Below are 19,070 nucleotides of genomic sequence, written 5' to 3'. Positions count from 1 at the left end.
CTTTCTTTGACTATTTTCCTTTACCAATTCCTTGTGTAATTCGATCGAGAACAATTGCTAAGACAACGATTCCAAGACCGGCTACCAGACCTAATCCAATATTCACTTGAGAAATAGCTGTTAATACAGATGCACCTAACCCTGGTGCCCCAATCATAGAAGCAACTACAGCCATTGACAGGGAAAGCATAATTGTTTGATTTACTCCTGCCATAATACTTGGTATTGCTAATGGAATTTGAACTTTATATAAAAGTTGCTTATTTGTGGAGCCAAATGCTCGGGAAGCTTCAATAATCTCTTTTGGTACACTTCGGATACCTAAATTAGTCATACGAACGGCTGGGGGTGCGGCAAAAATAAATGTTGCCATCACTGCCGGGACTCCACCTAACCCAAATAATAGAACTGCAGGAATTAAGTAAACAAAACTAGGTAAAGTTTGCATGAAATCTAGTATTGGCCGAACGATTCGTTGTACTCCATCATTCATGGCACTTAATATTCCTACAGGTATACCTATAACGAGGGAAACAAGAGTAGCTACAATAATGATCGCAAGTGTCTGCATAGCTCCTTCCCACATATCCACAGAACCAATAAATAAGAATCCTATTATGGTAAAAACGGATAACCCGATACCAGATACCTTCCAAGCTATTAATGCTAGAATGATAGTAAATAGTTCTGCTGGTATCATTAATAATAAATCTGTAACTCCACTAATAAATATGTTAAATACTTCACTAATGACGTTGAATATACCACTAAACGTTGGAAGAAACCATCCATTAACGAATTCATTCATCCATTGTTCTAATGGTAAAAAGAAATAATCCATTATTCATTCACCTCCGAGTTTTCCTTCCCTAGAACTAAACCTGATAGAATGGATACTCGTGAAACAATTCCTACTAATTTGTCTTCTTCAACAACGGCAATTGGGTATTTTGTATCCGCAGCTATTCCAATTAAATCATTTAAAGGAGTACTTGGAGTTGTTTGAAAAATTTCTGTTTGTAAAACATTTTCCATCGAAATGTCTTCTTTATAGGAACGAATTGCATCGTCAATGGTTAATAAGCCTTTATAATGATCTTGACGATCGACAACGAAAATACTGGAGGCACCTACTTCTTCCATTTTTCTGACAGCCATTCGTGGACCGTCTTTATACGTAGTCAATACTTCTGGTTTTCGCATAACCGTTCCTGCATCCAAGACTTTTGAACGATCAACATCTTTCACAAAATTACTCACGTATTCATTTGCAGGATTCTCAAGAATTTCTTCAGAAGTGCCGACTTGGACAATTTCGCCATCTTTCATAATTGCAATTCGGTCACCTAATTTCAATGCTTCGTCTAAATCATGTGTAATAAAAAGAATAGTTTTATTTAATGTATTTTGAAGTTTTAATAACTCGTCTTGCATTTCTTTTCTAATAAGGGGATCTAGTGCGCTAAAAGCCTCATCCATTAGTAATATATCAGTATCATTAGCTAATGCTCTTGCGAGGCCAACTCGTTGCTGCATCCCACCACTCAGTTCGTTCGGATAGCTATTTTCATAGCCTTTTAAACCGACATCTTCAATTGATTTGTACGCTTTCTTCTTTCTATCTTCTTTAGACACACCTTGAATTTCAAGACCATAAGATACATTATTGATAACTGTTCGATGGGGAAATAAGCCAAAGTTTTGAAATACCATTCCAAGCTTATTTCTTCTTGTCTCGATTAGCTGTTCTTTGTTCATCTTCGTGATGTCATCTCCATCAATATTAACGGAGCCATTAGTCGGTTCAATTAATCGATTAATTAACCGAATTAAGGTAGATTTACCACTACCGGAAAGTCCCATTATCACGAAGAATTCACCACTTTTCACATCAAAAGATACATTATTTACACCGACTGTATTACCGGATTTCTTTAGAATTTCATCTTTTGTGTAGCCCTCTTCAAGTAGTTGTAATCCTTTTTTTGAATGAGAGCCAAAAATCTTCGTTAATTGATTTACTTCAATCTTATTCATGTATACTCTCCTTCAAATTTTTACAATAAATAATTATTTTTTCTTTATTCCTATTACTCTTCCAGCTTGTTTTGGTTTCTCTTTCAATTGATGATTCTTCCAAACATGATTAATATTGTCATTTACATGAGGTAGAAATGGTGCTGGTTTCCCTATTTCCTGATCCATGCCCATTAGCATTTGCTCACTTGTTGCAATAACAACTTCGTTTGTATTTTTCATCGTAAAAAATACATGTAATCGTTTGGAATCTACATCCAACAATTGCAAATTCACGTTAAGTTCTTCACCTAAATGAGCTTCATTTAAATAGCAAAGATGCGTTTCCAATGTAAAGAGCGTATATTTTTCATTCTCGATGACTTCTTTAGTCAAGCCAAAAAACTCCATCAAAGAATCCACGGCATAACTGAAAACAGAAGCATATGCGGCATCATTCATATGACCGTTATAATCTACCCATTCTTGTATTACTTCTGATTTGAAACTAAAAGTTGTATTCATCTTATTCATTTCACCTCTTATGGCCAATAATCTTCGACAAGATCAATAAGTTTTACTAAAAATTCATTTCTTCTTCTCTCTAACTCTTTTACAGAGCGATCATTAGCATGTGTTTCACAACCTTGAATCACACGTTCTTTTAATTCATCTGTTAATTCTGGTGCTTCTAGTTTGGTCCAAGGTAACTTTAATGCTGGCCCGAATTGTTCTAACATATGTCTCATGCCTTCATTTCCACCAGCTAAATGGAACGTCATAAATGGTCCCATTTGCGCCCAACGTAAACCAGCTCCATAAGTAACTGCTTTATCTACTTCTTCTGTTGTCGCAATACCATCATTCACCAGGTGCAATGCCTCACGCCAAAGGGCCTCCATTAAACGATCTGCTACAAACCCTTCAATTTCTTTTTCAATGACCATTGGTTTCATTTGTAAAGATTCATAATAAGCCAATGCTTTATCCTTAATTTCTTTTGTCGTAGCTTCACCGCCAACAATTTCTACGAGTGGAAGTAGGTAGACTGGATTGAAAGGATGAGCTACTATTAAACGTTCCGGATGATTTAAGTCTATTTGTAAATCCGTTGGCTTAATGCCAGAAGTACTGGATCCAATAATAGTATTCGAATGTGCAAAACGATCAATTTCTTTGAGTACACCGTGTTTTAATTCATAACGCTCTGGTACACTTTCTTGAATTAAATGTGCATCTTTGACAGCTTCTTCTATACTATCTACAAATGTAAGAGAATCTCTAGATGCACCTTCTTTTAGCCCTAGTTGTTCTACTGATTCCCAAGCATTTTCGATTGTTTGCATTGTTCTCTCTTTTGCATCATGGGCAGGATCATAAGCTACAACTTCGCACCCGTTTGCAAGAAAACGAGTAATCCATCCATTACCAATCACTCCTGTACCAATAACAGCTACTTTTTTCATTTTGGATCTCCCCTTTATTTACCTCTCAAGTTATAAGCCTCTCTTGCTTCTTGAGGGGTCATTATCTCTATATTATTTGCATGTAATTGATTTACCGCTTGATCTACTAAAGCTTCATTTGTTGCTAATACACCTTTTTTTAAATAAATGTTATCTTCTAAGCCAACTCTTACGTTTCCTCCAAGTTGGGCAGCCTGAGTTACCATTGGTAATTGATTTCGTCCAATACTAAATGCAGACCAATGTGCATTTTCAGGAATACGTCCTTTCATATACAACAACGTATCTAATTCAGCATCTGCTCCCCATGGAATTCCGAGACAAAATTGGAACATCGGATCATTATCAATTAATCCTTCTTTAATTAATTGATTTGCAAAATGAACATGTCCAGTATCGAAACATTCAAGTTCTGGTTTTACTCCACTCTTTTGCACAAGTACCGCCTGTTCACGCAGCCATTCAGTTGGGCTCATGTAAATCATGTCACCAAAGTTTGTAGACCCACAATCCAACGTACACAACTCTGGCAATAATTCTCCAATAGGTTCGTGTCGTTCTGATGGAATCTGGATATCTGTCCCATTTCCTCCTGCTGCTGGTGTATCTAAACTTGGAATGAAATCTCCTCCACCGCCAGAAGTAATATTAATTACTACATCTGTTTCAGAATCACGAATTCGATCTACGATTTCACGATAATGTTCTATATCATGACTGATTCCACCTGTTTTTGGGTCTCTTGCATGAACATGCGCCACAGTAGCACCTGCTTTAGCAGAAGCAATCGCAGATTCAGCAATATCCTTGGGTGTAACCGGAACATTATGATTTTTTTGAATAGTATCTCCTGCTCCTGTAACAGCAGCGGTTAACATCACTTTGCTAGTCATCTTATACCTCCTATAAATTTATAATAATTTATCTTTTATACTATACCGTTCAGACGGTTTATTTATCACAAGTGATACTATACCATCCAGACGGTTTTATATCAACAGCCTTTTTCATTTTTTTACATAGTTTGTCATTTATATAAAATACTTCATTAAAAAAACTACCTAAAAATATAGGTAGTTTAATTACTATCTTTTTCTTTCTTTTCAGCTTTTATATATAAGTCTTGAATCCACTCATGGAGCCTTTTATATACTTCTTTCTTCTTTTCATCATCTATATTATAATGCTCCAAAAGTTCAGCTAACCAAATACCGTCTGCTGCTAATCGTATGATCGTTGCATCGATTGGATCTAACCCATCATTTTCAATATTATTTTGCCATTTTTCATAAGCATCATGAAGTGGAGCCATCAATTTAGGATTAACCGCTTTTGCTGCTAATAGACCTGCATGCATATCTTTATTTGGATATCCTTGATTAAAAGTTACATTTAAGAAAGATCTCGTCCATTTTCCTCTTTCCAATGGATCTCTTTCAACATTATCACTTATTTTATGTTGATAATTTTGTGCTAAGTGTTCCACCATTCCTTTTACAAGAGCTTCTTTAGAAGGAAAGTGATATAACAACCCGCCTTTACTAATGCCCGCTTCTTTCGCTACAGCCTCTAATGTTAAATTAAAAATCCCTTTGTCACTTACGATTCCTGATGCTGCATTCAGGATTGTAATTTTACGTGATTGTTTTGACAATTTCATCATCCTCAGCACAATAAATATTATTAATTTCACTATACTACCCAGACGGTTTATTTTCAATATATTATTATCTAGGATTTTCTAATACTGAATAAATTATTACACAGTATTTTTTTGTAAATATCATTGTGTTGAGATAGAAAATTAAGGATATAATAAAAAATTAGTTTCATAAAACCTTAGCAATATATTTTTCAATCGTAACTTATTCATCCCAGGTTTTGCACTTTTTCATTGCCAACGGAAATATCTTTACTGCCTCGTTTTGACCAATATGTTGCTAATAAAGGTCCTGAAATATTATGCCACACACTAAAAATCGCGCTCGGTACCGCCGCTACTGGTGTTGCCGCAAATGCTGTTAATGCTAGCGTTGACGCGAGACCAGAATTTTGCATACCTACTTCGATCGATATTGCTTTTTGTTCGGAAAAATTGAGTTTAAACAGTTTAGCAATAAGAAAACCTAGACATAAACCAATCAAATTATGTAGGACAACAACTCCAAAAATGAATAGACCAGATGTTGCTATTGCTTCGGTATTTATTGCAACAACCGCACTTGCTACAGCAACAATTCCAATTACAGATACAAGTGGTAGAACAGATACGCTTTTTTCCACTTGATTACGGAATAACATACGTACCCCGACACCCAATACAATCGGCAGTAATACTACCTGTATGATGGATATAAACATACTCGTAAATGAAACTGCCATCCATTCACTAGCTAATAACAACGTTAATGCAGGCGTCATAATTGGTGCAATTAACGTAGATATTGTTGTCACGGATACGGATAACGCGGTGTTCCCTTTAGCTAAATATGTCATAACATTCGATGCAGTACCACCAGGGCAACATCCTACTAGAATGACTCCCACCGCAATTGCTGGAGGAAGTTGAAAAAGTACAGCTAACCCATATGCTGTAAATGGCATAATTGTATATTGCAAAATCACAGCAATCAATACACTCTTCGGAGCCTTTATTACTCCCTTGAAATCTTTTGGAGTAAGTGTCAACCCCATTCCAAACATAATGATTCCAAGAAGGAGCGAAATATGTGGAGCAATCCAAGAAAAACCACTCGGAAAGATGAAACTGATTACCCCAAATAATAGCACCCATATTGCAAAGGTGTTACCTGCGAAAGAACTCACTTTCTCTAAAGATTTCAAAACAACATCCTCCAATCTATTTGTATTCTCATTATAATAACAATAATCTGATAATAAAGTCTATACTATTTTAACAATTTAAAGAGGAAAAGAATTAAATGACTATTGAAATATCTAACATTCTCTCCCTCTTTATACATTCAACTTGTCAACCTGCTCAACTAGCTTGGAAAATTTATAATTTTTAATAGTTGTTGATTCAATTCATCAACTGGTGTTTCATAATTTTTTCGGTGCCATTGAATTAACAAACCAAGAATTGCGTTGGTTTGATAGCTTAATAAATAATCCTTATTTATATTAGTAATTGTTTTCAGCGGTTTTTCGATGGAATAAGACATCAACAAACGAATCCGGTCAAAAACGGAATAATAATACGTCATTGGAATACGTTCATTAAATACTATTTCATAAAAATTTTGATGTCTTTTCACATGATCAAATATTCTTATCATATTTGCATCTAGTTGATTAATATTGTCGTTCGTCTGTTTATATGGTTCATCATAAGAAATTTTTAAATCTTCTACTATTTCTTCAAAAGTTTGTTTAAATACTTCTTGAATATTTCCGTAATGCAAATAGAATGTTCCTCTATTTACATTAGCCTTACGACACAGTTCAGATACAGTAATATCTTCTAATGACTTTGATTTTAATAAAGAAAATAATGCCGTCCGGATGTTTTTTTCTGTCTTTATGATACGAAGATCTTTTTTCAATTTCTTCACAACCTTTTTATTGAACATGTTTATGACGAACTGTCGATTAACCAAAAACGATACTCTATTATAATAGAAAGCACCTCTATTTTACAGTATAATTTTTATTGAACAGATGTACAATAAATTTTAGGGGGAGATTGAAATGAAACTACAAAACAAAGTAGCTATCGTTACAGGTGCAGCGTCTGGTATGGGTAAAGCCATTGCTACTCTTTATGCTAGTGAAGGTGCAAAAGTAATTGTCGCTGACTTAAATGAAGAAGGCGCTCAAAGTGTTGCTGAAGAAATTACAAACAATAACGGAGTTGCAACTGCAATCAAAGTTAATATTGCTCAAAAAGAAGATATTGATAAGATGATTGATACTGCTGTTGAAACTTACGGTACATTAGATATTTTAGTAAATAATGCCGGAATTATGGATGGTTTTGAAGCAGTTGGTGATATTGAGGATGACCGTTGGGACCTCATTTTTGATATAAATACAAAAGGAGTTATGCGCGCAATGCGTAAGGCTATACCAATTTTCCTTGAGAAAGAAAGCGGTGTTATTGTAAATACCGCTTCTACTGGGGGATTAAATGGTGCGCATGCTGGTGCTGCATATGGCGCTTCTAAGCATGCTGTAATTGGATTAACCAAAAATACAGGATATATGTATGCAAACAGCGGCATTCGTTGTAATGCCATCGCTCCAGGGGGGGTTGCTACTAATATTACTTCCTCGTTAAAAGGATTCAATGAATTCGGTATGGGACGTACAAAAGCAGTTCAAGGTGTTATGCCACGTGTTGGACAACCAGAAGAGATTGCACAAGTGGCACTTTTCTTAGCATCTGATGATGCAAGCTTCGTTAACGGAACAGTTGTAACAGCAGATGGCGGTTGGACAGCTGCATTTTAATATAGTACCAACTTAAAACAAAAACAAAACCGAACTTTTCTCCGTTTAATGTTAAATTAACTGGATGCAAGTTCGGTTGTTTTTATCTGCACTAATTAATAAGTAAATTGATTCCACCTATCGTTGCTAAGACTAATATAAGTATAGTAAATACATTTTGCGGTATAAGCGCTAACACTTTCACTCCGATTATAGCTCCAAGTACGATAATCGGTGCCATTGTTAAATTAAATATTAATGATTCGGTAGTAATTAATCCTAAGTACATATAAAAAGGAAATTTAATCACATTAACTGAAAGGAAAAACCAAGCACCTGTCCCCACAAATTCTTTCTTTGGAAGCCCTTTCACAAGCAAGTATATCGTCATAATAGCACCAGCTGCATTACCAACCATTGTAGTAAAGCCACCAAGCACTCCCATTAAAATTATAAATGTCAATGAAGTCGGTAGCATCTCATTAAATTTACTACCCAGCCTCTCTCTAACCACATTTAATGCTATCATGATTAAAACAATAATACCGATGATTGGTTTTAACTGTTCATCATTGACATACTGCAGTACAAAGAAGCCTGTCAAGATTCCAATTAACACCCAAGGTATCAAATTCGTTAGATACTTCCAAACTACATTTCTACGATAATATGTAACCGCAAATAAATCTCCAATTAATAACATAGGAAGTAATATACCTACTGATTCCCGTGCAGGAAATACAAACATAATTAAAGTTACAACTAAAATAACTAAATTTGGTAATCCAGACTTTGAAAATCCAACAAATAATGCACAGATAAGAACGATAAACCAATCTAATAATGAAAAATCAAACATAAATATGCCTCTTTTCTCGCTGTATCGAATTATATATACTATAGTTTACATTACTAACCTTATTTGAAAAGTTCATTTCTTTAAATAGAATTGTTCACTATCTCTAATTCAACTAATTTTCAGAAGGTCTTTTTCAGTTTTTATTGAAATATACTAATAGAAAAATGTTGGAGGAGATAAAGATGGAAGATTTTTTTGTAGAGGTAGAAGAAAATGTAAAACTCTATGTCAGTGATAGTGGTGGTAAAGAGAATGTGCTTGTTTTTATCCCTGGGTTCACTTTTACATCCGAAGTGTTTCATCATCAAGTTAGTTTTTTTTCGAATAATTATCGTGTGATAGTTATCGATCCAAGAAGTCATGGAAAATCTACTAAGACTGCTCATGGCAATGATTACCTTACTCATGGAATGGATTTACACAAGGTTTTACAAAGCTTAGGTTTAACGAATATCCATTTAGTCGGGTGGTCTTTTGGTTGTCTAACTGTATGGGAATACGTCAAACAGTTTGGAAGTGATAATATTAAATCTACCATACTCATAGATATGCCGCCTAAATCATTATCCGTAAATGAAAATGATTGGATCGAAGGAAGATTGGATGATATGGCTCATGTTTATCATGCCAGTTTACGAGATGAAAAAGGCCAAAAGGAATTTATTAAAAGTTACAGTGAAAATGTAATGATTCAGCGTAAACTAACCGAGAGTGAATTAGATTGGATTATTGATCAATCATTACTAACTCCTCCATATGTAGCTGCTAGCTTGTTTGCCTCTGGATTATTTTCTGATTATCGTACAGAAGCACGACAGCTTAGTTTAGAAATTCCTACTTTATTTGTGCTTGCAGAACATTGGTCCGATGTTGCAGAGCCTTATATGAAACAATTAGCTCCAACAGCAAAAATAGAAGTATTTGGTGGACATATGATGTTTTGGGAATATCCCGAGAAATTTAATGCGCTGGTGAAGAATTTCTTAGAATGAATACATTTCGTAATAATAGTAAAAATTACTCTTCAATTACTTCAACATAATAGGCATTCGTTCTCGCAGGTAAGGATTCCATTAACTTATCGCTATAGATACGCACTTTTTGATTTACTTTTACATTGTGAAACAAGTTGTTACCTTTGACATCTTGATGCTCCGAAACAATTATAAGCCCATTATGTTTGGAAAAAAGATGCCCTGTAACTCTATTGATAAAAGAAGTAGGTTCATCTGCAATCCATATTTTGTTTGTTAATCTTTTCGAGACGACGTAACCCTGAGCTGTAAAACTATACGCATCATCTACCTGTTCAACTTGGTGTTTTGAATCAAGATTTATAATAAATACATAGGATATTAACACGATGAATAACAAGCAAACTATTATCCTTCGATAAGATACAAGTTTATTCATCAAGTACTAACTCCTCTCATATCATAATTGCGTTTTCTTTTTAAAAGGATGCAAAATGGATAATAAAAAAACCAACAAACAAAGAAATCCATGGAATAAGATGAATAAAAATAATTTCTGGATATGAAATATGTTCTATCTTACGTTTATAAATATAAACCCCTAACAATACAACGCTAAGGAACCAAATAAGCAAAATGAAGAAATATTCAGGTGCCACAAATGTTTGATCTGTATAATTCTCAGCAATTGTTCCGCTAGCAAAAAATAACGTTATAGCAATAACAAGAAAACCGCAAATGATTAAATTAATAACGATCAATGCTATTTTCAACTATTCTCATACCTTTCATTTTATGGTGCAAAATCAATGATTCCAGTAATCAAGAAAATAAAAATCATCCAATAAATAATAAAGGATCCAGAAAGTATCAACGCAATAGTTGGAATTACATTCTTCTCTGACTTTTTCAATCTACCAAACATAGAAAGGATAAATACCTGCTGCAGTTAATGCCAAAGTAATATAATCTCCTGTTAAACTGCCTATGTTTGCAATTCTAGTAGGTTTCACAAATACGATTAAAAAACAGATGATACCTATTACAAGTGAAACGCAGCTACTGCTCCATTCTTCTTTTTAACCAATGTTTGATTCATTTTTAGTTCTCCCTATAATTATAATTAAACAAAAAACGGGGTTATGATGATGAAAAAGCGATCAATGTTTCTTTTCATTTTATTATTGCTCGGAGCATGCAATACATCAACAGAAAGTAACTCCTATCAAGGAATTATCAGAATTCATGATACTAATTATTATTTTGATGATGCAGAGAACTACACCCAATCTGTAAAAATTGGTGAAATCAAGGAGCAGACACCCCCTGATGTTGTACCCGTTAGACATTTACGTTCCAATACTGAAGCCAAAGGATCTGAAATTTATTCTACAGTAGAAAGCTCCAACCATATCATTGTAAAAAATAAAGTCACTGATGAAATATCTGTATACACTTCACAAGAAAAGAGGTTGACTTCAAAATAATTTATATTCAAAACTCTATGCAAAAAGGATGTGTTCTTTCATCTAAGCAATATTTAATTCTTTCTTTAAAATTAGGTAAAGTAACCATATCTAATGCTTCTTTAATAGAGAAGTAGCCTGTTTCTAAACTCTCTAGTGTAGTGGATGGATTCCCTCCTATTGGTTTGGCTAGAAATAAAGTGTTGGTAATCGAATGTTGAACATTTTGAAATACACCACAGAACTTTATTATTTCAACATCTACGCCAGATTCTTCTTTCGTTTCTCGAACAGCGGCTGCTTTCAATGATTCCCCTTCTTCAACTTGACCACCAGGCATCTCCCAACCTCTAATTGGACCTTTAATTAATAAGATTTCATCATTCTCATTAATGACAATCGTTGCTGCTGATATAAAATGTTTTGGGGCTGAATATTCCATTTAAACCCTTCCTCCTATACAAAAGTACTAATAACTTAAATACTTCTAGATTATTAATAGATATCCTGCTCTAATGATAATAAAACAAATAATTACATAATCAATACTCTAACAAAGAAATGAAAAAACCGATTGATAATTGGAATATAAAAAAATCATCCATATCACAAAACGGTTTATTTCACTTCTTTATAACTGTTTGGAGTCGCTTCAAAAAAACAAAGCTTTTTCCGGTAATGAGTGAACCACAATGACCTCTAATTAATACTAAATCCGATTACTTCTCATTTATCCAAACCAACATTTCTCCTGGTTTTCTATTACACCATGAATAGTATGGAATAGCTTTTACTTCGATCGGAGTGAGGTTCATTTTCGATTCCGCATATAAACAATCCTCTTTCCATAAAGAAGTATCTAAGCGATACGCCGTACCAAATAATTTTACTACCCCGCCTAATAACTCCGAATCAAATTCAGCATCAAGATAATTTTTATTAGTATCTACAAATATTTGCTGAAGATTTTCCCCATTATCTATCTCTTCTAAACAATATATAATTGGTCCTCGTTGTAAGGCAACCTTTCCAATATTTTGTCTAACTAGAGGATGGGCTTTCATTTGTTTAACAGACATAGGCAAAAGTAATTCAATACTATCTCCTTTTTTCCATGTTCGATTGATATAGACGTAGCCACCCTGTTCAATAGATTGTATGTCCATTTCTTCTCCGTTCACATTTAAAAAGGGGTTATCACACCATCCTGGTAAACGCAATGCAATAGTAAACTCACTTTGATAAGTAGGATTTATGAAAACCGAAACTTTTCCGTCCCACGGATAATCCGTTTTTTGTTCGATATCAACGATTTGGTTATTTACTTCTATAGAAGATTCATTCCCACAGTATAAATGTATAAATAACTGATCTTCCCTTTTTGAATAAATATAATGATGAATGGAAGAAATTAATCTTGCTAGATTCGGTGGACAACAAGCACAATTAAACCATTTTTGTCTAACTGGCTTAACATGATGATGACTGTGTCGTTCTGTTGCTTTCGGAAAAACTTCCAAAGGATTTACATAGAAAAAGCTCTTGCCATCCAATGACATTCCACTAATTGTACCATTATACAGTGCTTTCTCCATCACATCAGCGTACTTTCTATTAACATGTAAATCTAACATCCGTTTTGCCCAGAATACTAATGCAATCGATGCACACGTTTCCGTATAGGAAATGTCATTTGGTAAGTCATAATCAAATGAAAATGATTCACCAAACTCCTCTGAACCAACTCCACCTGTTATGTACATTTGTTGACTGGTAACATTATTCCATAATCTCTTACTAGCTTCTATTAATGATTCATCATTTGTTTTCAATGCCAGATCTGCCATGGCAGAATACATATAAATTGCTCTAACTGAATGGCCTACTGCCTTTTCCTGTCCACGTACTGGTTGATGAGCTTGATGATATTCATATTCTTTTGGATAAAAAAAGGCATTTTTATCATTTCTTGCCTCTTTTTCGATATCAAAGTAATGAGGTTGTCTGCCACGTTCGTCAATAAAATATTTACTCAAATTCAGATACTTCTCGATTCCTGTTACGTCATATAGCTTAACTAATGCTAGTTCTATTTCTTGATGACCCGGATAACCATGGATTTTACTATCTTCTTCCCCAAATGTATCTACAATATAATCCGCATATTTACACATTACATTTAAGAATTTATCTTTTCCTGTCACCCGATAATAAGTTACAGCTGCTTCTATCAAATGTCCGGCACAATAAAGTTCATGATTATCTCGAACATTCGTCCAGCGATTATTGGGTTCTGCTACGGTATAATAGGTGTTCAAGTATCCATCATCAAGTTGTGCTTTTTCCAATAGATTAATTAATTCATCAGCAGTTTCTTCTAATTTTTGATCGGGAAAATGTTCTAAACTGTAGGCTACAGCTTCTAGCCACTTTGCAACATCACTATCTTGAAACACCATCCCATAGAATTTACCTTCTGCTTCTCCTGCTGCAATTTTGAAATTTTTAATTGCTCTACTAGGTTCTGTATTAGGTATTCGATCATTTAATGCTTCCCACTGATACGGAATAACTTCTTCCTTTACTAATTGTAAATAATTATTCCAAAACGAATCCTTCATTGTAATTTTATCCAATGTTTACACTCCTAACGATTTAAAAAATAGAATTAAATACATGAAGGCCAAGAAGATTGTATAAATCCGCTCGGCCAAACATACTTATTTAATCGTTAATACTAAAACTGACTTCGATGGAAGCTCTACCTGTAGAGTATTTCCTTCTTGACTATAAGATGTAAATTTTTCTGGAACAACATTTTCAGGTTGTTCAAATGTGTTTTTCGCATTCATTTCATTTGCAGTTAATATGCGACCACTTATTTCTTTAACTTCTATCCCACGTAGATCTATATCAACCGGAGTTCTTGCATCTTTATCTAAATTACATAAACTTATATTGATCGTTCCATCTTGTGCTTTCGATGCTGTTGCGCTAACTGTAGGATAGGTTTGGTCATTTTCAATAATAGTATCCGTTCTCACATTTAATGAAAGTTTTTCAGCATTTTGATGGACCTTATACAGTTCAAATACATGGTAAGTAGGAGTTAAAATCATTTTATCTCCCTCTGTTAAGATCATTGCTTGAATAACATTTACCATTTGAGCAATATTTGCCATTTGAACCCGATCACAATGATCATGAAAAATATTGAAATGTACACCTGCCACTACCGCATCTCGAATGGTATTTTGTTGATAGAGAAATCCTGGATTTGTTCCTGGCTCTACATCATACCAGGCACCCCATTCATCAATAATCATTCCAATACGTTTTTCAGGGTCATATTTATCCATAATAGTTCCATGTTTTCTAATTAATTCTTCCATATACATCGTCTTTTGCATGGTAATATCCCATTCTTCTTCAGAAAAATCTACTGCCTGCCCTTTATTCTCAAAACCACCCGGATGCACATAGTAATGTAGGCTTAATCCATCCATTAGATGATGAGCTTCACGCATTAAAACTTCCGTCCAATGAAAATCATCTACGTTTGCTCCACCAGCAATTCGATAGATTTGATTGTCTCCATAATTTCTCACATAAGTTTGATAACGGCGATACAAGTCAGCATAATATTCTGGACGCATATTACCGCCACAGCCCCAATTTTCATTACCAACACCAAAATATGTCAGTTTCCACGGGTCTTCCTTCCCATTTTCTTTTCTCCAATTCGCCATTGGTGATTCCCCGTCAAACGTCATATATTCAACCCACTCGGACATTTCCTGAACACTTCCGCTTCCAACATTTCCACATATATAAGGTTCTGTTTCTAATAGGTCACATAACAACATAAACTCATGCGTTCCAAAGTGATTATTTTCTACAACTCCACCCCAGTGAGTATTAACCATTCTTTTCCTTTGTTCACGTGGTCCGACTCCGTCTTTCCAGTGATATTCATCCGCAAAACATCCACCAGGCCACCTAAGAACCGGAATATTTAATTTTTTCAAAGCATCTAGCACATCTTTCCTTATCCCTTTTATATTCGGAATGCTAGAATCTTCTCCAACCCATAGCCCTTCATAAATTCCTCTGCCTAAATGCTCAGCAAAATGTCCATATATATTTTTATTTATTTTTCCTTCTGTAATATCCGTATTTACGATTAGTTTATTACTCATGAATACACCTCTTTGTCGAATATTATTTGCTATTATTTTTTAGCTTAAGCTGCATTTGCCGATAGTCTTATAGCTTTATTTTTTGCTATATAAATAATAAAGACTAATAGATATATAACAAAACCTAGAATGTCCATACTTGCTAATTGAATAGCTGTCCATACACCAATCCAGATAAGGAATGTTTTTTGGATTGTATTATCTTTTAACTTTACTGCTATTAAAAAGTTAATAATAGCTCCTACAAAAACGAACAGTCCAAATGTCATAATTACTTTAGATATGTTATCTAACATACTCGCCCCCATAACTAATGACTCTGCTTCAGCACCTTCTAAAGCCACTTTCCCTTGTGCTTGGAACCAAGTATTATAGCTAAATATCGTTAATAATGATGTAATTAAATTCCATGTTGCACCAACAAACAATAATCTTCTTTCGGCTTTTCTACGCATGAGACGCCAACTCCTAACAGTCTAGAACCTATCCTTTTATACCTGAATTTAAATCAAGTGATTGAACAAAGTACTTTTGAGCGAAAAAGAATAACAAGACAGTTGGTATAATTGCTAATATCGCAGATCCCATCAATTGACCTATCATTCGATAGTTACCATATATATCTTGCAGTAATAGTAATCCAGCTGTGACTGGCATTTTTTCAACATCGGTATACACAATTACCGGCCATAAAAAGTCATTCCATGAGCCAACAAAGGAGAACAGTCCACATACAATTAAAATTGGCTTTATTGCTGGCAAAATAATTCTAGCGTAAATTTGAAAATCACTAGCACCATCTACACGAGCTGATTCATCCAGCTCTTTCGGTACATTTTTCATAAATTGCCTAACTAAAAATATATTCCCCATTCCTGCCAATCCTGGAACTATCATCGCCCAAGGTGTATTCACCCATCCTAATGTGTCAATAATTTTATAAGAAGGAATTAAATTAACTACATTCGGGAAGAAAGATATTGCTAATAAGGTAAAAAATAAAACATCTCTGCCTTTAAAATTCATTCTAGAGTAACCATAACCTGTAATTGAAATAACTATTACAACTAATAAAGTATGAGTAACTGCTATAAATACAGAGTTTCCTATCCATTGTAAAATTGGTGCTGATGATGTATCCGAAAAGATAGCAGCATAATTTTCAACTACCCAATTAACCGGAAGCATACGAAACCCTGCGGTAACCACTTCAGTTTGTGAACGAAAAGAAGTTGCAAAACCAAATATGAGTGGAATAAGCCAAATCACACTAACTACTATCAGAAATAGATAGGCTAAATACTTTGATATATTGTTTTTCATACCATCTACTCCCTTCATTTTTTAGTTATTAAGCTGTATTTCTATTCATCAAGTAGTATTGGAATGCTGAAATGACAAGTATGACTAAACCAAGCAGTACAGCCATTGCTGAGGCGATACCAGCTATGGACTCCCCATGGCTAAAGGCTAAATCTCGTATATACATCATAAGTACTGTTGTTCCTTGCCTGGGACCACCGTTCGTCATCATTAATGGTTGTGCAAAAACATTAAACGCACCTGCAGTTGTCATAACCATCGTATAAATCAATGGAAAACGAATGGATGGTAAGGTAATGCTAAAAAATTTCCTAATGGCTCCAGCTCCGTCAATATCTGCTGATTCATATAAATCCTTTGGCACCCCATTAATCGATGCTCGATAAATAATCATATTACCTCCGACACCTGCCCACACCGTAATTACGAATATAATTATCCATGCGTATGGTTGAGAAGATGCCCAAACCTCATCGGAGCCAAATAAATTATTAACCACACCCAATTGTTTATTAAATATTAATGACCAAATTAATGCTGCTGCGGAAATTGAGATAAGACCTGGTACATAAATAATCGTTTGAAAGAAATTCTTCATTTTTACACCTTTGTTCTCTAAAGCTACAGCAATTAATAATGGGATAACAATCATTAATGGAACACTGATTGCTACAAAGATAAGCGTGTTCTTCATACCATTCATAAATTGAGAATGAAAGGTTGAATCCGAATCAAATAATATAGTTTTATAATTATCCAACCCCACCCACACTGGATCTCCAATTAAATTCCAATTCGTAAACGAAGCATATATACCATATATGGACGGCAAAAGTATGAACACAATAAACAAAATGATATGAGGGCCGACAAAGAATATTGGTGATAGGTTGAATTTCTTTTTCATCTCTTTTCCTCCTCACCACATGCTTTCCATCCTATCCTCTATTCTTCTGACTCTTCTCCTGTATCTTCATAATTCTCCACATCTAACGTTCCTTCTTTCACTTTGTCGTCAACAAACTTCTGCATTTCTTCTAATCCTTGATCTATTTCCATTTCTCCATGTACGAGATCAGCAATGTACGTATCAATGGCTTCAGCAATATAAGGATAATGTTCATACGTATAGATGTGTAAGGATTCTTCTTCTGCTTCATTTTTCGTAAAGAATGATTGCATATATTCATCATACTCAGGTGACTCTACTACTTCTGTACTAGCAACAATTTGTCCTGCTTCCGCCCACTCAATGGAATGACTACGAATATATTCCAAAAAGTCTGCGATTACTGCCTCTTTCTCTTCCGATCTTTCTTCTTTATTCAACATGGAAAAAAGATGAGCAGAGGCTCTATTATGAAAATTATCTGGTGATGGTGCGTAGATATTAGTTACACCAAAATTCAGTCCTTCTACTTGCGCATGACCTGTGGAACTCCAAGTACCATCTGTTGAGAATAGTACATTCCCAGATTGAAACATTAGATATCCATCTTCACCATATGGAGTCATTAATCCTGCATCTGTAATTTCCTTTACTCGCTCTATTGCTTCTTTCATAACGGGAGTATTTACGGCTGGTTCTCCATTCTCTTGAATATCTCCATCTAAATTTTGAATTTGAGCCAATATCACCCAACCCATTAGAGCATCATTAACAAGATAATCTCCCTCTTCTAATTGCCCCTCAAGCGATAACATCTCATCAAAAGTCACTACATCATCATCTAACCAATTTTCGACACCATATTTCTCTAATAAATCCTGGTTGTAATACATTGCACTTCCATGAATATCAAGCGGAATTGTATATTGCGTACCATCAATCTCACCTGCTGTCCAAGCTTCTGCTAAGTAATTTTCTTGATTTATGTTTGATTGTGCTTCCATAACTCCTGTCATTGGCTTAAGTAAATCTTGCTTGACAAAACTTGGTACACGATCAGCATGAATTAAAGTAAGATCAGGAATCCCACTACCTGAATTCATTACCGTATATAATTTGGTATACATATCAGAGGTAATCACATGTTTAATTTCGATTTCTTGATCTGATTGTTCATTAAAATCATCAACTAATTGATTCATATAGGCACCATCATCTCCAGTTAACGGTGTCCAAAATTCAATTACATTTTCATCATTATTACAGCCAACTAGCATTAACGAAAGCAATACTAAAAAACTTAAATAAACATACTTTTTCATACAAAAACCCCCTAATTTTTTAATTGTATTGATAGCGTTTTCAATAAATATTCAACCAATCCTCTCCTTTGCTTATTTTTTGATTATCTGTTTAAATAAAACGC

At 34.5% G+C, this 19,070-nt stretch carries 21 protein-coding genes; 3 read left to right on the top strand and 18 right to left on the bottom strand.

Going from position 1 to position 19,070, the window contains the following annotated elements; all coding sequences use genetic code 11:
* Nucleotides 1-10 precede the first annotated feature (10 nt).
* The 8 genes from AQ616_RS10490 to AQ616_RS10455 all read right to left on the bottom strand — a co-directional run bounded on the left by AQ616_RS10490 (nucleotide 11) and on the right by AQ616_RS10455 (nucleotide 7,057).
* Nucleotides 11-841 (bottom strand): ABC transporter permease, encoded by an 831-nt coding sequence (locus tag AQ616_RS10490; protein ID WP_017796140.1) that lies wholly within the window; start codon nucleotides 839-841, stop codon nucleotides 11-13.
* A complete protein-coding gene (locus AQ616_RS10485; protein ID WP_017796139.1) occupies nucleotides 841-2,037 on the bottom strand; it encodes a quaternary amine ABC transporter ATP-binding protein in 1,197 nt (398 codons plus the stop codon). The genes AQ616_RS10490 and AQ616_RS10485 overlap by 1 nt, the downstream gene beginning before the upstream one ends.
* 33 nt (nucleotides 2,038-2,070) lie before the next feature.
* Entirely contained in the window at nucleotides 2,071-2,541 is a 471-nt protein-coding gene (locus AQ616_RS10480; RefSeq protein WP_069685756.1) for a thioesterase family protein, read from the bottom strand.
* Between the two features lie 17 nt (nucleotides 2,542-2,558).
* Nucleotides 2,559-3,482, bottom strand: a complete 924-nt coding sequence (locus AQ616_RS10475; RefSeq protein WP_069685755.1) for a 3-hydroxyacyl-CoA dehydrogenase NAD-binding domain-containing protein — start codon at nucleotides 3,480-3,482, stop codon at nucleotides 2,559-2,561.
* A gap of 14 nt (nucleotides 3,483-3,496) precedes the next feature.
* Nucleotides 3,497-4,375: a beta-keto acid cleavage family enzyme gene (locus AQ616_RS10470; protein ID WP_017796136.1), complete on the bottom strand. Its 879-nt coding sequence runs from the start codon at nucleotides 4,373-4,375 to the stop codon at nucleotides 3,497-3,499.
* 185 nt (nucleotides 4,376-4,560) lie between these two features.
* Complete coding sequence (locus tag AQ616_RS10465) at nucleotides 4,561-5,136, bottom strand: TetR/AcrR family transcriptional regulator (RefSeq protein ID WP_017796135.1); 576 nt, start codon at nucleotides 5,134-5,136, stop codon at nucleotides 4,561-4,563.
* A 215-nt stretch (nucleotides 5,137-5,351) separates the two neighbouring features.
* The gene (locus AQ616_RS10460) at nucleotides 5,352-6,326 is read right to left on the bottom strand and encodes a bile acid:sodium symporter family protein (RefSeq protein WP_069685754.1); all 975 of its coding nucleotides are present in this window, start codon (nucleotides 6,324-6,326) and stop codon (nucleotides 5,352-5,354) included.
* A gap of 161 nt (nucleotides 6,327-6,487) precedes the next feature.
* Nucleotides 6,488-7,057 carry a TetR/AcrR family transcriptional regulator gene (locus AQ616_RS10455; protein ID WP_230199337.1) on the bottom strand — a complete coding sequence of 190 codons (570 nt, stop codon included), beginning with the start codon at nucleotides 7,055-7,057 and terminating at the stop codon, nucleotides 6,488-6,490.
* 136 nt (nucleotides 7,058-7,193) lie between these two features.
* Between AQ616_RS10455 and AQ616_RS10450 the strand changes: the two genes are divergently transcribed.
* On the top strand, nucleotides 7,194-7,955 hold the full coding sequence (locus tag AQ616_RS10450; RefSeq protein ID WP_069685753.1) for an SDR family oxidoreductase: 762 nt from the start codon (nucleotides 7,194-7,196) through the stop codon (nucleotides 7,953-7,955).
* Between the two features lie 91 nt (nucleotides 7,956-8,046).
* Here AQ616_RS10450 and AQ616_RS10445 read toward each other — a convergent pair whose 3' ends face one another.
* Nucleotides 8,047-8,793 (bottom strand): sulfite exporter TauE/SafE family protein, encoded by a 747-nt coding sequence (locus tag AQ616_RS10445; protein ID WP_069685752.1) that lies wholly within the window; start codon nucleotides 8,791-8,793, stop codon nucleotides 8,047-8,049.
* 182 nt (nucleotides 8,794-8,975) lie between these two features.
* Here AQ616_RS10445 and AQ616_RS10440 point away from each other — a divergent pair, with 182 nt between their 5' ends.
* Nucleotides 8,976-9,785 carry an alpha/beta fold hydrolase gene (locus AQ616_RS10440; protein ID WP_069685751.1) on the top strand — a complete coding sequence of 270 codons (810 nt, stop codon included), beginning with the start codon at nucleotides 8,976-8,978 and terminating at the stop codon, nucleotides 9,783-9,785.
* A gap of 25 nt (nucleotides 9,786-9,810) precedes the next feature.
* Here AQ616_RS10440 and AQ616_RS10435 read toward each other — a convergent pair whose 3' ends face one another.
* Both AQ616_RS10435 and AQ616_RS10430 read right to left on the bottom strand, forming a co-directional pair.
* Entirely contained in the window at nucleotides 9,811-10,206 is a 396-nt protein-coding gene (locus AQ616_RS10435) for a DUF3221 domain-containing protein (protein ID WP_069685750.1), read from the bottom strand.
* A 40-nt stretch (nucleotides 10,207-10,246) separates the two neighbouring features.
* On the bottom strand, nucleotides 10,247-10,540 hold the full coding sequence (locus tag AQ616_RS10430; RefSeq protein WP_017796128.1) for a hypothetical protein: 294 nt from the start codon (nucleotides 10,538-10,540) through the stop codon (nucleotides 10,247-10,249).
* Between the two features lie 375 nt (nucleotides 10,541-10,915).
* Here AQ616_RS10430 and AQ616_RS10425 point away from each other — a divergent pair, with 375 nt between their 5' ends.
* Nucleotides 10,916-11,254, top strand: a complete 339-nt coding sequence (locus tag AQ616_RS10425; RefSeq protein WP_017796127.1) for a hypothetical protein — start codon at nucleotides 10,916-10,918, stop codon at nucleotides 11,252-11,254.
* A 7-nt stretch (nucleotides 11,255-11,261) separates the two neighbouring features.
* Here AQ616_RS10425 and AQ616_RS10420 read toward each other — a convergent pair whose 3' ends face one another.
* The 7 genes from AQ616_RS10420 to AQ616_RS10390 form a co-directional block, all read right to left on the bottom strand.
* Entirely contained in the window at nucleotides 11,262-11,675 is a 414-nt protein-coding gene (locus AQ616_RS10420; RefSeq protein WP_017796126.1) for an NUDIX hydrolase, read from the bottom strand.
* Nucleotides 11,676-11,952: 277 nt separating this feature from the next.
* Complete coding sequence (locus AQ616_RS10415) at nucleotides 11,953-13,869, bottom strand: glycoside hydrolase family 127 protein (protein WP_069685749.1); 1,917 nt, start codon at nucleotides 13,867-13,869, stop codon at nucleotides 11,953-11,955.
* Nucleotides 13,870-13,953: 84 nt separating this feature from the next.
* Complete coding sequence (locus AQ616_RS10410; RefSeq protein WP_017796124.1) at nucleotides 13,954-15,432, bottom strand: alpha-N-arabinofuranosidase; 1,479 nt, start codon at nucleotides 15,430-15,432, stop codon at nucleotides 13,954-13,956.
* A gap of 44 nt (nucleotides 15,433-15,476) precedes the next feature.
* Entirely contained in the window at nucleotides 15,477-15,887 is a 411-nt protein-coding gene (locus tag AQ616_RS10405; RefSeq protein WP_017796123.1) for a DUF4064 domain-containing protein, read from the bottom strand.
* 28 nt (nucleotides 15,888-15,915) lie between these two features.
* Nucleotides 15,916-16,755 (bottom strand): carbohydrate ABC transporter permease, encoded by an 840-nt coding sequence (locus AQ616_RS10400; protein ID WP_017796122.1) that lies wholly within the window; start codon nucleotides 16,753-16,755, stop codon nucleotides 15,916-15,918.
* Between the two features lie 28 nt (nucleotides 16,756-16,783).
* Nucleotides 16,784-17,662 carry a carbohydrate ABC transporter permease gene (locus tag AQ616_RS10395; RefSeq protein ID WP_017796121.1) on the bottom strand — a complete coding sequence of 293 codons (879 nt, stop codon included), beginning with the start codon at nucleotides 17,660-17,662 and terminating at the stop codon, nucleotides 16,784-16,786.
* Between the two features lie 38 nt (nucleotides 17,663-17,700).
* A complete protein-coding gene (locus AQ616_RS10390; RefSeq protein ID WP_017796120.1) occupies nucleotides 17,701-18,966 on the bottom strand; it encodes an extracellular solute-binding protein in 1,266 nt (421 codons plus the stop codon).
* Between the last annotated feature and the right edge of the window lie 104 nt (nucleotides 18,967-19,070).

Source organism: Oceanobacillus sp. E9, from assembly GCF_001741975.1.
GTDB lineage: Bacteria > Bacillota > Bacilli > Bacillales > Amphibacillaceae > Oceanobacillus > Oceanobacillus kimchii.
The sequence above is the reverse complement of the archived record's forward strand: the minus strand, read 5'-3'. Positions and strand labels throughout refer to the sequence as shown.